Origin of the sequence: Burkholderia metallica (assembly GCF_902832845.1) — a bacterium.
Taxonomy (GTDB): Bacteria; Pseudomonadota; Gammaproteobacteria; order Burkholderiales; family Burkholderiaceae; genus Burkholderia; species Burkholderia metallica.
Genome location: NZ_CADFDB010000002.1, coordinates 385,311 through 399,148, shown reverse-complemented (window position 1 = coordinate 399,148; position 13,838 = coordinate 385,311). Strand labels below are relative to the sequence as shown.

Annotated in this window: 8 protein-coding genes; 6 read left to right on the top strand and 2 right to left on the bottom strand. The window is 68.2% G+C overall.

The window, feature by feature from the left end:
* Positions 1-28 precede the first annotated feature (28 nt).
* The 4 genes from HWX08_RS09115 to HWX08_RS09100 are packed head-to-tail and all read left to right on the top strand — an operon-like array spanning position 29 to position 3,985.
* On the top strand, positions 29-1,543 hold the full coding sequence (locus tag HWX08_RS09115) for a sugar ABC transporter ATP-binding protein (protein WP_174920451.1): 1,515 nt from the start codon (positions 29-31) through the stop codon (positions 1,541-1,543).
* On the top strand, positions 1,540-2,580 hold the full coding sequence (locus tag HWX08_RS09110) for an ABC transporter permease (protein WP_174920450.1): 1,041 nt from the start codon (positions 1,540-1,542) through the stop codon (positions 2,578-2,580). The genes HWX08_RS09115 and HWX08_RS09110 overlap by 4 nt, the downstream gene beginning before the upstream one ends.
* Complete coding sequence (yjfF, locus tag HWX08_RS09105) at positions 2,577-3,668, top strand: galactofuranose ABC transporter, permease protein YjfF (RefSeq protein WP_174920449.1); 1,092 nt, start codon at positions 2,577-2,579, stop codon at positions 3,666-3,668. Before HWX08_RS09110 ends, yjfF begins: the two co-directional genes overlap by 4 nt.
* A 29-nt stretch (positions 3,669-3,697) precedes the next feature.
* Complete coding sequence (locus tag HWX08_RS09100; RefSeq protein WP_174920448.1) at positions 3,698-3,985, top strand: hypothetical protein; 288 nt, start codon at positions 3,698-3,700, stop codon at positions 3,983-3,985.
* 48 nt (positions 3,986-4,033) lie between these two features.
* On the opposite strand, the gene HWX08_RS09095 is transcribed toward HWX08_RS09100, so the two are convergent.
* Positions 4,034-6,376 (bottom strand): sensor histidine kinase, encoded by a 2,343-nt coding sequence (locus tag HWX08_RS09095; protein ID WP_174920447.1) that lies wholly within the window; start codon positions 6,374-6,376, stop codon positions 4,034-4,036.
* Positions 6,369-7,202, bottom strand: a complete 834-nt coding sequence (locus HWX08_RS09090) for a response regulator transcription factor (protein ID WP_174920446.1) — start codon at positions 7,200-7,202, stop codon at positions 6,369-6,371. The genes HWX08_RS09095 and HWX08_RS09090 overlap by 8 nt, the downstream gene beginning before the upstream one ends.
* A 687-nt stretch (positions 7,203-7,889) precedes the next feature.
* Between HWX08_RS09090 and HWX08_RS09085 the strand changes: the two genes are divergently transcribed.
* Entirely contained in the window at positions 7,890-8,264 is a 375-nt protein-coding gene (locus tag HWX08_RS09085; protein ID WP_174920445.1) for a hypothetical protein, read from the top strand.
* 381 nt (positions 8,265-8,645) lie between these two features.
* A complete protein-coding gene (locus HWX08_RS34585) occupies positions 8,646-13,739 on the top strand; it encodes a YadA-like family protein (protein ID WP_175807010.1) in 5,094 nt (1,697 codons plus the stop codon).
* The last annotated feature ends 99 nt before the right edge of the window (positions 13,740-13,838 follow it).

Below are 13,838 nucleotides of genomic sequence, written 5' to 3'. Positions count from 1 at the left end.
TGCCAGGCGACGCTTCGACGGAGGAGGCATGGAGAGTTCGCCGGTGGTCGAGATGATCGGTATCGACAAGGCGTTTCCGGGCGTCAACGCGCTGCAACGCGTGGACTTCCGGCTGTTTCCGGGCGAGATCCACGCGCTGATGGGCCAGAACGGCGCCGGCAAGTCGACGCTGATCAACGTGCTCACCGGCGTGCATGCGCACGATGCGGGCGAGATTCGCGTCGGCGGCCGGCCGGTGCGCTTCGCCGCGCCGCGCGAGGCCGAGGCGGCGGGGATCCAGACGCTCTATCAGGAAGTGAACCTGTGCGCGAACCTGTCGGTCGCCGAGAACATCTTCGCGGGCCGGCAGCCGATGCGGCGCGGCGCGATCGACTGGAAGGCGATCCATGCGCGCGCACGCGCGGCGCTCGCCGAACTCGACCTGTCGCTCGACGTCACGCGCTCGCTCGACGCGTATCCGATCGCCGTGCAGCAGATGGTCGCGATTGCGCGCGCGGTGTCGGTCGATGCGCGCGTGCTGATCCTCGACGAACCGACGTCGAGCCTCGACGACGGTGAAGTCGCGCGGCTGTTCGACGTGCTGCGGCGGCTGAAGGCGTCGGGCATCGCGATCCTGTTCGTCACGCACTTTCTCGAACAGACCTATGCGGTGTCCGACCGGATCACCGTGATGCGCAACGGCGAGCGCGAAGGCGAGTACCTCGCGCGCGATTTGCCGGTCGATGCGCTGGTCGCGAAGATGACCGGCCGCGAGCCGATGTCCGGCACGCTGCAGGCCGGCGCGGCGGCCGTGCGGCGCGACGTCGGTGCGGCCGCGCCGTTCCTGTCGATGCAGCAGGTCGGCCGGCGCGGGATGATCAGCCCGCTCGACCTCGACGTGCGGCCCGGCGAGATCGTCGGGCTGGCCGGGCTGCTCGGCTCGGGGCGCACGGAGACCGCGCGGCTGGCCTTCGCGGCCGAGCGGGGCGACACCGGTGCGATCGAGATCGACGGCGCCCGCGCGCGGCTCGCGTCGCCGCACGACGCGGTCCGCAACGGCATCGCGTACTGCCCGGAGGATCGCAAGAAGGAGGGCATCGTCGCCGCGCTGTCGATCCGCGAGAACATCGTGCTCGCGCTACAGGCCCGGCGCGGCTGGTGGCGGCTGATCGGCCGCGCGCGCCAGCGTGCGCTCGCCGACGACTACATCGCGCGGCTCGGCATCAAGGCGCGCGACGCGGAGCAGCCGATCGGGCTGCTGTCCGGCGGCAACCAGCAGAAGGTGCTGCTCGCGCGCTGGCTCGCGACGGAACCGAAGCTGCTGATCCTCGACGAGCCGACGCGCGGCATCGACGTCGCCGCGAAATTCGACATCATGGAGCGCGTGCTCGCGCTCTGTGCGCAGGGGCTCGCGATCCTGTTCATCTCGTCCGAGATCAGCGAGGTGGTGCGCGTGAGCCACCGGATCGCGGTGCTGCGCGACCGCCGCAAGGTCGCCGAATTGTCGGGCGCCGATACGTCCGAGGAGCAGGTTTACCAATTGATCGCGGGAGGCCGGCCATGATGCGGTTGCGCATGCTGTTTCGTCATTCGCTCGCGTGGCCACTGCTGACGCTCGCGCTGCTGTTTGCGTTGGACGTCGCGCATCGCCCGGGCTTCCTGTCGATCGCGCTGCTCGACGGCCACCTGTTCGGCGCGCCGATCGACATCCTCAATCGCGCGGCGCCGCTCGTGATCGTGTCGCTCGGCATGACGCTCGTGATCGCGACGCGCGGAATCGACATCTCGGTCGGCGCGATCGTCGCGATCGCCGGCGCGGCGGCCGCGATCGTGCTCGATGCGGACCCGTCGCGGGTCGGCGCCGCGCTGGCCGCCGCGCTCGGCGTCGGGCTGCTGGCCGGCGCGTGGAACGGGCTGCTCGTCGCGTTCGTCGGGATGCAGCCGATCATCGCGACGCTGATCCTGATGGTGGCCGGGCGCGGCATCGCGCAATTGCTGACGGGCGGCCAGATCATCCCGATCGGCGCGCCGGGCTACCTGATGCTCGGCGGCGGTTATGTCGCGACCGTGCCCTGCGCGGTGTGGATCGCGCTCGCGACGATCGCAGCGACCGCGCTGCTGGTGAACCGCACGGCGCTCGGGCTGTTCATTCGCGCGATCGGCGTGAATCCGGTTGCGACGCGGCTCGTCGGGCTGCGCTCGGGCGCGGTCGTGTTCGGCGTGTATCTGTGTTGCGGCGTGATGTCGGCGCTCGCGGGCATCCTCGCGAGCTCGAACGTGCGCAGCGCGGACGGCAACAACGCGGGGCTGCTGCTCGAACTCGACGCAATCCTCGCGGTGACGCTCGGCGGCACGTCGCTGCTCGGCGGCCGCTTCAGCCTCGCGGGCTCGGTGCTCGGCGCGCTGATCATCCAGACGCTCACCTACACGACCTATTCGATCGGCGTGCCGCCGGAGGCGACGCTCGTCGTCAAGGCGGTCGTCGTGATCGTCGTGACGCTGATCCAGTCGGACGCGGCGCGCGCGCTGCTGGTCCGGCACGCGTCGCGGCTGCTGCCTTCCGCGCGTTCGCGCGCCACTACCGGAGCGACGCCGAGATGACCCGTTTCCTTGGCCGCCTTGCCGACCCGCGCACGCTGCCGATCGTCGTGACGATCGTGCTGTTCGCCGCGCTGTTCGGCTTCGGGTCCGTGATGTACACGGGCTTTTTCTCGATGCAGGTGCTGACCGGGCTGCTCGTCGACAACGCGTTCCTGCTGATCGTCGCGATCGGGATGACGTTCGTGATCGTATCGGGCGGCATCGACCTGTCGGTGGGCTCGGTCGTCGCGCTGACGACGATCTTCTGCGCGGTCGGCGCCGAGCGGCTGCACTGGCCCGTGTGGGTGATCGTGCCGCTGGTGCTCGCGTTCGGCGCGCTGTACGGCGCGGCGATGGGCGCGCTGATCCACTACTTCCGGCTGCAGCCGTTCATCGTCACGCTCGCCGGGATGTTTCTCGCGCGCGGCGCCTGCTTCCTGATCACGACGCAGTCGATCACGATCAACGAGCCGGCGTTCCATGCGATTGCCGGCATCAGCGTGCCGGTCGGCGGCGGCATGCTGAGCGCGGGCGCGCTGATCGCGCTCGCGACGCTGGCCGTCGCGATCTACGTCGCCCATTTCACGCGCTTCGGCCGCAACGTGTATGCGGTCGGCGGCAACGAACGCTCGGCGCTGCTGATGGGGCTGCCGGTCGCGCGCACGAAAATCGGCGTCTATGCGCTGAGCGGCTTCTGTTCGGCGCTCGGCGGCGTGGTGTTCACGCTGTACGTGCTGTCGGGTTACGGGCTGCAGGCACAGGGCATGGAGCTCGACGCGATCGCCGCGACCGTGATCGGCGGCACGCTGCTGACGGGCGGCGTGGGCTACGTGATCGGTTCGGTGTTCGGCGTCGGCATCCTCGGCACGATCCAGGTGCTGATCACGTTCGACGGCACGCTGAGTTCGTGGTGGACGCGGATTGTGATCGGCGCGCTGCTGTGCGTGTTCTGCGTGCTGCAACGGGTCATCGAGCGGCACGCGACGCGGCGCCGCACCGGCGGCACGGGGCTCGGCGCGCGGCGGCCGGCACGCGATGCCGCACCCGTGCGGCCGGCACCGCCCGAGGAAGACGTCGCACTGGTCTCGTCGATGCGGCGGTCGTCGTGACACCAACCGGCTGGCGCGACGAGAGCGGGATGACACGCGAGAACGTGACGGCGGCCGCGGCCCACGTGTCCGCCGCCGAGCCCGGCCGGCGGCCGCTGCTCGATCTGGGCGACGCGCGCGATCGCCGGATCGTGGCCGATGCATTGCGGGCGCTGCTGCGCGAACGCTCGGAAGCGCTGGCGTTCGCGATTCGCGTGGCCGACGAGCAGGGCCGCCCGCGCCAGGATGCCGGCGAATTCGGGTTGACCGACATCATGCGCTTGGCCCGCGTCGTCGAGCGGGCCGAGCGGCATCGCGCGCGAGACGAGGTGGCGTGATCGACAGCGCGCGCACGCCGGTGTGTGCGTGTGCCCGTTCCCGTGCCGTCAGGCCCGCCCGGCCGCGTCCGCCTCGGTGTCGAACAATCCGTCCGGCACGCGCGTCCGCTTGAGCGAACCGGCCAGTTTTTCGATCGCGGGCAGGTCCAGCGCATCGAGGTGCTCGCGCATCGTCCGCACGAACGGCGCATGGTCCGGCTCGTCCGCATACCGGCCGAGCCATTCCTCGATATCGGTTAGCCGGCCTTCGCCGGCGAGCACGATCAGCTCGGCGAGCGCGTCGGCGCTCGGGCAGCGCATCGCGGGCACGACGATCTCCGGTACGTCGCCGTCGGGCTGAAACCGCCTGATAAGTCCCGACGCCGGCGCGAGCGCATGGCCGAGGGCGGGCGCGACGACCGGGAACGAGAACGACGTGCCGACGCCCGGCTGGCTGGTGACGGCCAGCTCGCCGCCCATCGCGGCGACGATGCGCTGCGCGATGAACAGGCCGAGCCCGGTGCCGCCGTTGACGGCCTGTACCTGCTGGTACGCGCGGAAGATGTCGGTGGTCGCGGTGATGTCGATGCCGATGCCCGTATCGGCGACCTCGAACAGCAGGCGCCACGTGTCGTCGCTGTCGCGCGATGCATGCACCGACAGCGTGACCGTGCCGTCGCGCGTGAATTTCGATGCATTGGACAGCAGGTTCAGCAGCACCTGCTGCAACCGGATGCCGTCGATCAGCACCGTACGCGGCAGCGCCGTGAGGGGCCGGTAGACGAACCGGTTGTCCTGCTGCGCGCACAGCGCGACCGCGTAGTGGCCGATGTCGTCCAGCAGCGCGGGCAGGTCGGTGCGGTCGGGCGCGATGCCGAGCGGCTGGAGTTCGGCCTTCGTGAACGCGAGCAATTCGTCGATCAGCGTGAGCTGGTAGCGGATGCTGCGGTCGATCGACCGGATCAGCCGCGCCTGGCTGCGCGTCGCGCCTTGCAGCAGCAGCTTCGCGTAGCCGTTGATCGTCGACAGCGGCGCGCGCAGGTCGTGGCTGACATAGCCGAGCGTCTCGATCTTCTGCAGCATGTGCGTCTTCGACTGCTGCAACGCGTCGTTGAGCGCCACCGTGCGCCGCGCGACTTCGTCGCGCAGGCGATCCTGCTCGGTGAGCTGCCAGTGTTCGAGCCGCTTGCGCGCCTCGGTGCGCTGGCGGCCCACGTGGTCGATCCATGCGGCCAGCACCAGCAGGTGCGTCGCGAGGCCGACGATGGCGATGACGGGGTTCGGATAGAAATCGGATTTCAGCCAGAGCAGCCACGCCGGCGTCGCGCTCATGCCGTCGAGCATCCGCAGCAGGATGTTGAAGCTCGCGAACGTGACGGCGAGCAGCATCACGCGGCTCGTCGGCGTGCGGCGGATCACGAGCATCAGCGCGAGGCCGATGTTCACGAACCCCAGCGCCATGTTCAGCCGCAGGCAGAACCACGTGAACGTCAGCAGGTCGCCGAATGCCGCGCCGGCCATGCCGACGCATTCGAGCGCGAGGAACGCGACGTAGACCGTGCGCATCGGCATGCCGGCCTTCTCGCGGCGCGCGATCATCAGGATGAAGACGATGAAGCACGCGATCGCCAGATACGCGAAGATCACTTCGCCGCGCGCCGACCACGCGTAGGCGCCGGGCCACAGATACATCACGGTATAGCCGCGGTAAGTCGCCTCGAACAGCGTCGTGCTCAGGGCCAGCGCCGCGAGCACGACGAACAGGCGGCTGCGCGAAAAGAACCCGATCAGCAGCGCGCACCACACGAGCGCGAGCAGGCCGCCGAAGAAGCCGAAGTTCCACATCGCGGCGCGCAGTTCGTGTGCGTTCCACGCATCGCGGGTGAACGCGGCCGGTTCGAGCCGCATTTCCTTGCGCGACGTGATGCGGATCAGCACGGGCAGCCGTTCGCCCGCTCGTAGCGTCGCGTCGAGCACCGGATAGCGGGAGACCGGCGGATTCGCGTTGCCGCCCTCCGCCGGGAATCGGCCGGCGAGCGTCCACGCGCCGCCGCGATCGACATAGAAGTCCGCGCGGTCGACGCGTGCGTCGCGAATCGCGAGCACCAGCGCGCGCTCGACGGTGTCGAGATTGGCGAGCGTCGCGCCCACCCACCACGCCGAGCGGGAAAACTCGACGTTGAACGCCGGTTCCGCTGCCGCGGGGGCGTCGCGGCGCGAGCGTTCGAGCCGCGCGGCCACGTCGCCGACGGACATCGCCGCGCCCGGATCCTCGACGATCGACATCGCTTCCACGCGCGCGGTTTGCGCGGTGGGTGCCGTCGCGTCGACGCGGGGCGCCGCGCGCGCGGCCACCAGTGCCACCAGCAGCGGCAGGATGGCGAGCCAGCCGGATGCGCGACGCCTATGCATTGCGCGGGTGTTCATGCGACGGCGGCGGCGCGTCGGGCGTCGGGCGCTGCCGCCGCCAGTCGGACGGCGTGATGCCGAAGCGTTCGCGAAACGCGGTCGCGAAATTGCCCGGCGTCGAAAAGCCGATCTCCTCGGCGATGTCGCCGATGCCCATCGACGTTTCCGCGAGAAAGTGCTTCGCCGCCCGCAGCCGCGTATCGCGCAGATATTCGAACACGGACTGGCCCAGGTGATCGCGGAACACGCGGGACAGTCGCTTCTCGTGCGTGCCGACCTGCCGCGCGAGTTCGTCGAGCGCCGGCGGATGGCGCAGCTCGCGCAGCAGGATCTCGCTGGCCGCGCGCACCAGTGCGGCGTCGGGGTGATCGGGCAGTTCGGGCAGGTGCGCGAACGGCGGGCTGCGCCGCGCGCGCTTCAGGTGATTGCGGATGCGGGCGATCACCTCGGCCGGTTCGAACGGCTTCACGATGTAGTCGAGCGCGCCCGTTTCGAGCCCCGCGATCCGGTCCTCGAGATCGCCCGCGGCCGTCAGGATGATGACGGGAATGTTCTGCGTCGACGGCGTGGACGCCAGCAGCCGGCACGCGGCGAAACCGTCCATGCGCGGCATCCTCACATCCATCAGGATCAGGTCGGGCGCGATGGCCTGCGCGCGGTGATAGGCCTGCAGGCCGTCGAATGCGACGCTGATCCGGCACTGCGCGACACGCAGGATTTCCGTCAGGAGCCGCAGGTCGTTCGGGCGGTCGTCTACGACGAGAATGTGTGCGCCAGCGAGATCCGGTGTGGCGCGAGGCAACGCCGAACTGGACGAGCGGGATGACATGGTTGCGAAGGCTTAGGGGGTAGGCCGGGGGGGCGGACTCGCTGCATCGTTGTGCGCGATTGTTGCAAAAAATTATAAGTCGACAAAGACCCCGACGGTGGGATTCCGTGCGGCGCGTATGGACATGTTTGACAGCGCGAAGATCCGGTGGCGATCGCCCACCCGGACGGCGGAAAAGGAGTCGGCAAAAAATTCCGGATTCGATATTAAATACCGGCCTTTATTGCCGATTAAATGACGCGGCCATGAAATTGGCCCGGATGATGAATTGGCGTTCTTTTTGTAGAAATGTGATCGGTGCGGGAATTCATCGATTCCGTCAATTCGTTTTGCCGGAGATTAAGATTTTATTTATATCCGGTTAAAACTACTTTCACATTTATCGAGGAGGACGACGGCGAATCGTATGAATGTAAATAACTTCCGCTCCAGAAAACAATTTGTCCGCTTCGGAAAAGGTTCGATCCGGAGAAGCCCGGCACACTTGGCGCGACGCGGATGGAATCGGTTCTTGGGTACCGGCCGGTTCCGCGCGAAATTTTCTGTTGCCGCCGTCTTTTCGAGAATGCGGTATTCAATGTGACATTGGATGCTGGCAGTCTAAACCTTCTGGAAAGCAGCGATGCAATGCAGGTTGGCACGAGGTAATGCGGGTTCCATCGTTCGTCGAATGATCTGATATGAAAAATGACCGACGAAGCATGGATGACGATGCAATTCTGGCACATCAGGCAACAAGAAATAGTCAAAGAAAGTCAGCAGGGTAATTCAGTGCAGGGGTCGTCCGGCAGTCGCATTCCATTCCGGAAATCCGGAATGGAATGCGTACGCGAGGATGGAAAGGGTGAGTGGTTCGCGTCGATTGCCGGGCGGTACGATTTTCCGGACGGCGATTGCGAAATGCACTCTCGATTCAGGCGGGGCACGAAAAACATGAATATCGAAAGCATGGCAGATCAAAGCACCGGTTCGCCCGACCCGGTGTCGGCTGTCAGCGGCCGCGATCCGGCGGCGCATGCGTCGGCTCCGGGGGGCATGCGGCGTCATCCTCCCCCCGAATAACACTACGCGGGCGGCGCGCCGGTTCGGCGCGACGTCCGTCCATCCGGCGTCTGAACGACGCAATCTCATGAGATTCGAGGTCGCCCGCGCGTCACGCGCGACGGGGCGGGCGTCCGCGCGCGTTCCCGGAACGGCGCGCAGCGTGCCGCCCGATCCGGGCACCCGGCTTCCATGAATCGATAAACCGCGATCGTCGTCGTGCGGTCGTGTGCTTGCGACGTGTGTCGCGTGCGCCGTGCAGAACTGCTCGGCAGTCAATTTAGAAGTCCGAAGTAGGTTGCGGAGCGTCGCGAGGCGGGTGAAAACGGAGACGGAGACAGTCTTTGCCCGGTCGCGTTCGCTGTTGCGTCATCCAGCACATGTGAACCGAGGGAAAACAAGATGAACAAGTCGTTCAAGTCGATCTGGAACGAAGCACTGGGCGCGTGGGTCGCGGCGTCGGAGCTCGATCGTGCGCGCGGCAAGCGGGTCGCGTCGTCGAGAAGCGCGGCCGCGCATGCGGCGGACGCGGGCGCCGTCGCGGGCCTTTCAACGCAGGCGGCGCTGTCGCCCAGGCGGCTCGTCGTGATGATGGCGGCCGCGTATCTCGGGCTGTTCCAGGCCGGCGCGCATGCGCAATATTCGGCGGGCGGCGGCTCCGCGACCGGCGGCGCAAGTTCGACCGCGATCGGCAACGGTTCCGTCGCGTCGCAGGTGAATGCGACCTCCTACGGCAACCTGTCGACCGCGGCGGGCCAGTCGTCCACGGCGATCGGCCCCGGCGCGCGTGCGATGGCCGATGGCGGGACGGCCATCGGCATCAACTCGCAGGCGACCGGCTTCAACAGCGCGGCGCTGGGCGTGCAGGCAATCAGCAGCGGCTCTTTCTCGGTTGCCGTCGGCAATCTGTCGAGCGCGACCCAAACCGGCGCGGTGGCGATGGGCAGCGGCGCGGCCGCGACCGGCGTTTCGGCCGTCGGGCTCGGCAACAACGCGCTGGCGTCCGGCCAGTATGCGGCCGCGCTCGGTCTCGGGGCGAGCGCGGTCGGGGCGCAAAGCGTGTCGCTCGGCTATGCGTCGAATGCGACCAACACGGGCTCGGTTGCGCTCGGCAACCAGTCGACGAGTTCGGGCGCGGCCGGCGTTGCGGTGGGCAGCGGCGCGCTGGCCTCCGGAAATTCGGGTGTGGCGATGGGCGTCAACAGCGGCGCGAAGGGTACTTCGTCGATCGCGATCGGCTGGGGCGGCACCGCCGGCGTGCCGGGTTCGGGCACGCAGTCGCTCGGCTCCAGTTCGATCGCGATGGGCTCGAATACGACGGCCACCGCCAACAATGCGATTGCGTTCGGCGTGAACACCGTTGGATCGGGCGTCAGTTCGATCGCGATGGGCGTGCAATCGAGCGCGACGCAGCAGTTCGGCCTTGCGTTCGGCAATCTCGCGCTCGCCACCGGCGCAGCGGGGACCGCGCTGGGCGCCAGCGCGACGGCATCGCAGACCAACGCGTTCGCGGCAGGCACCTCGAGCAAGGCGACCGGCGCCAACGCGATCGCGCTGGGCGCGCAGGCCACGTCCGCCGCGACGAACACGGTTGCCCTGGGCGCGGCAGCTTCGGCGACCGACGACGGCAGTGTCGCCATCGGCGCTTCGTCGAACGCGGGCAACAACACCGGCACGCCGACCTATCGCGCGACCGCGGTCGGTGCCGGCAGCCAGGCGACCGGGCAGTTCTCGTCCGCATTCGGCGCGACCGCGGCCGCGACCGGCAACGCCGCCGTGGCGATCGGCGATGCCGCCAATGCGTCGGCCGCCAACGCGATCGCGATGGGCAGCAGCGCCGTCGCCGATGCGGGCAACGCCGTGGCGATCGGCACGGGCGCCACCGCCACGGGCGGCACGGCGGTGTCGATCGGCGCGGGCAACACCGCCGTCGGCAACGGTGCGGTGGCGATCGGCGATCCGAGTTACGCCAGCGGCACGGGGGCGTTCACGGGCGGCGCGAACAACATCGCCAACAGCGACGGCACAGCATCCGCGACGGTCTCCAATCAGGCCAATGGCGCGGTGGCGATCGGCAACAACAACAAGGCGATCGGTCAGGGCAGCGTCGCGCTGGGCAACGGATCGACGGCGGGCGCGGCGGGCATCGCCGGCAATATCGCGTTGGGCGACGGCGCGACGGCGGCGACCAGCGCCGGCGACGTCGCGCTCGGCTCCGGGTCGGTGACGGCTGCGCCGAATCCGACCTCGACCGGCACCATCGGCGGCGTCACGTACACGTTCAACGGCGTCAATCCGACCAGCGTCGTCAGCGTCGGCGCGGCGGGCCACGAGCGCCAGATCACCAACGTCGCCGCGGGGCGGATCAGTTCGTCGAGCACGGATGCGATCAACGGCTCGCAGCTCGATGCGACGAATCAGGCGGTGACGTCGCTGTCGACGTCGACGCAGTCCAGCATCACGTCGTTGTCGACGTCCACGTCGACGGGGATCGGCTCGTTGTCCACGGGGCTGAGTTCGACCAATAGCGCCGTCACCTCGCTGTCGACGTCCACGTCCACCGGTCTGTCGTCGGCCAATAGCGCGATCACGTCGTTGTCCACGTCGACGTCGACGGGGATCGGCTCGTTGTCCACGGGGCTGAGTTCGACCAATAGCGCCGTCACCTCGCTGTCGACGTCCACGTCCACCGGTCTGTCGTCGGCCAATAGCGCGATCACATCGTTGTCCACGTCGACGTCGACGGGGATCAGCTCGTTGTCCACGGGCCTGAGTTCGACCAACAGCACGGTGACGTCGTTGTCGACGTCTACATCCACCGGTCTGTCGTCGGCCAATAGCGCGATCACGTCGCTGTCCACATCGACGTCGACGGGGATCGGCTCGTTGTCCACGGGCCTCAGTTCGACCAACAGCGCGGTGACGTCGCTGTCGACGTCGACATCCACCGGTCTGTCGTCGGCCAATAGCGCGATCACGTCGTTGTCGACGTCCACATCGACGGGGATCAGCTCGTTGTCCACGGGCCTGAGTTCGACGAACAGCACGGTAACCTCGCTGTCGACGTCCACGTCGACCGGTCTGTCGTCGGCCAATAGCGCGATCACGTCGTTGTCCACGTCCACGTCGACGGGGATCGGGTCGTTGTCCACCGGCTTGAGCTCGACGAACAGCGCGGTGACGTCGTTGTCGACGTCCACGTCCACCGGTCTGTCGTCGGCCAACAGCGCGATCACGTCGTTGTCCACGTCCACATCGACGGGAATCGGCTCGTTGTCCACCGGCTTGAGTTCGACCAACAGCACGGTGACGTCGCTGTCCACGTCGACGTCGACCGGCATCAGCTCGCTGTCCACCGGCCTGAGCTCGACGAACAGCACGGTGACGTCGCTGTCGACATCCACGTCGACCGGAATCAGCTCGCTGTCCACCGGCCTGAGTTCGACGAACAGCATGGTGACGTCGCTGTCGACGTCCACGTCGACGGGCATCGGCTCGCTGTCCACCGGCCTGAGCGCGACGAACAGCAACGTCACGTCGCTGTCGACCGCCACGTCGACCAGCATCGGTTCGCTGTCCACCGGCCTCAGCTCGACGACCAGCGCGATTTCGTCGCTGTCGACGTCGACCTCGACGACCGTCGGCTCGCTGTCCACCGGGCTGTCGAGCACGAACAGCAGCCTGACGTCGCTGTCCACCGCGACGTCGACGGGCATCGGCTCGCTGTCCACGGGCCTCAGCTCGATCGCGAACAACAACACCAATCTCGGCAACAGCACGGCGGGCGCGATCGGCGGCGGGGCCACCTACGATCCGACGACCGGCGCGATTTCGGCGCCGTCGTACGTGACGTACAACAGCGACGGCTCGACGACGGTCAACCACAACGTCGGTTCGGCGATCGACAACATCAACGCGAACGGCATCAAGTATTTCCACGCGAACTCGACCGCACCGGACAGCCAGGCGCTCGGTGTCGACAGCGTGGCGATCGGCCCGAACGCGATCGCGCGCGTGGACGGCAGCATCGCGCTCGGCTCGGGTTCGGTGTCCGATCGGCCGATCGTGCAGTCGTCCGGATTCCTGCGCAACGGCAGCGCGTCGATTCCGTTCGATACGACCGACGAGAAACTGCTCGGCGCGGTGTCGCTCGGCGATGCGACGGGCAAGACCTACCGTCAGATCACCAATCTCGCGGACGGCACCGGGCAACACGACGCGGTGACGGTGCGGCAGCTGACCGGCGCATTGCAGTCGTTCGCGGTCACGCCGGAGAAATACTTTCATGCGAACTCGACGGCGGCGGATTCGCTCGCGGTCGGCGCGGAATCGGTCGCGGTCGGGCCGACGACGGTCGTGAACGGCGACAACGGCGTGGGCATCGGCAACGGCGCGATCGTCGATCAGACCGCGCCCGGCGGCATCGCGATCGGTCAGGCGGCGAGTTCCGCGCAGGCCGACGCGATCGCGCTCGGCAGCGGCGCGACGGCGACCGGCGCGCAGTCGGTCGCACAGGGCGCCAACGCGGCGGCGGTCAGCGTGGGCAGCGTCGCGCTCGGTTCCGGCGCGCGCAGCACCGCGACCGATGCGCTCGCGCTCGGGGCCGGCGCGTCGTCGACGTTCGCGAACAGCGTCGCGCTCGGCGCGGGTTCACTGACGACGGTCGGCGCACTGACGAACTACATCGCGTACGGCCTGACCAGCCCGCAATCGTCCGCGGGCGAAGTGAACGTCGGCAACCGGCAGATCACCGGCCTCGCGGCAGGCAAGAGCGGCACGGATGCGGTGAACGTGTCGCAGCTCGACTCGGTCGCGAACCAACTGACGACGCTGATCGACCAGCGCACCGCGAACGGCTCGTATTCGACCCATCCGACCGGCACGAACGTTGCGCCGGTGGTGGCCGGCGCGAACTCGTCGGCGGGCGGCTCGGGCTCGGTGGCATCGGGCTCGAACAGCACGGCGGTCGGCAACGCGTCGACGGCGTCCGGTAACGGCTCGACCGCGATCGGCGTCGGTGCGGTAGCGTCGGGCAACAATTCGACCGCGCTCGGCGCGGGCAGCAACGACGGCGGCCGGTCGAACGTGGTCGCGGTCGGCTCGGCGGATTCGCCGCGGCAGGTCGCCAACGTCGCGGCCGGCACGCAAGGCAACGACGCGGTGAACGTCAATCAGCTGAATGCGGTGTCGAACCAATTCACGCAGTCGCTGAACACGGTCAACAACCAGCTCACGCAGATGCAGCAGCAGATCCAGCAGACCGATTCGATGGCACGTGAGGGGATCGCGGCCACCGCCGCCATGGCGTCGATTCCGCACATGGACCGCGATTCGAACTTCGCGATGGGGGTCGGCACGGCGACGTTCCAGGGCCAGAAGGCCATGGCGGTCGGCATGCAGGCGCGTATCACGGAGAACCTGAAGGCGACGGTGAACGGCGGTTTCGCCGGCAGCCAGCGCGTCGTCGGCGCGGGCATGCTGTATCAGTGGAAGTGATCGCGCGCAGCGGTTCGTTCCGGCACGCGTTGCCGGAGCGGACCGCGCCGAACGCAATCGCACGCGGATGCGGCTGCATCGTTGCGCCGCCCGCGTCGC

What these genes read in the sequence shown, in the direction of transcription:
- yjfF (WP_174920449.1), top strand. Translation starts at nt 2,577, where the DNA reads ATGACCCGTTTCCTTGGCCGCCTTGCCGACCCGCGCACGCTGCCGATC.
- HWX08_RS09115 (WP_174920451.1), top strand. Translation starts at nt 29, where the DNA reads ATGGAGAGTTCGCCGGTGGTCGAGATGATCGGTATCGACAAGGCGTTT.
- HWX08_RS09090 (WP_174920446.1), bottom strand. Translation starts at nt 7,202, where the DNA reads ATGTCATCCCGCTCGTCCAGTTCGGCGTTGCCTCGCGCCACACCGGAT.
- HWX08_RS09100 (WP_174920448.1), top strand. Translation starts at nt 3,698, where the DNA reads ATGACACGCGAGAACGTGACGGCGGCCGCGGCCCACGTGTCCGCCGCC.
- HWX08_RS34585 (WP_175807010.1), top strand. Translation starts at nt 8,646, where the DNA reads ATGAACAAGTCGTTCAAGTCGATCTGGAACGAAGCACTGGGCGCGTGG.
- HWX08_RS09095 (WP_174920447.1), bottom strand. Translation starts at nt 6,376, where the DNA reads ATGCATAGGCGTCGCGCATCCGGCTGGCTCGCCATCCTGCCGCTGCTG.
- HWX08_RS09110 (WP_174920450.1), top strand. Translation starts at nt 1,540, where the DNA reads ATGATGCGGTTGCGCATGCTGTTTCGTCATTCGCTCGCGTGGCCACTG.
- HWX08_RS09085 (WP_174920445.1), top strand. Translation starts at nt 7,890, where the DNA reads ATGACCGACGAAGCATGGATGACGATGCAATTCTGGCACATCAGGCAA.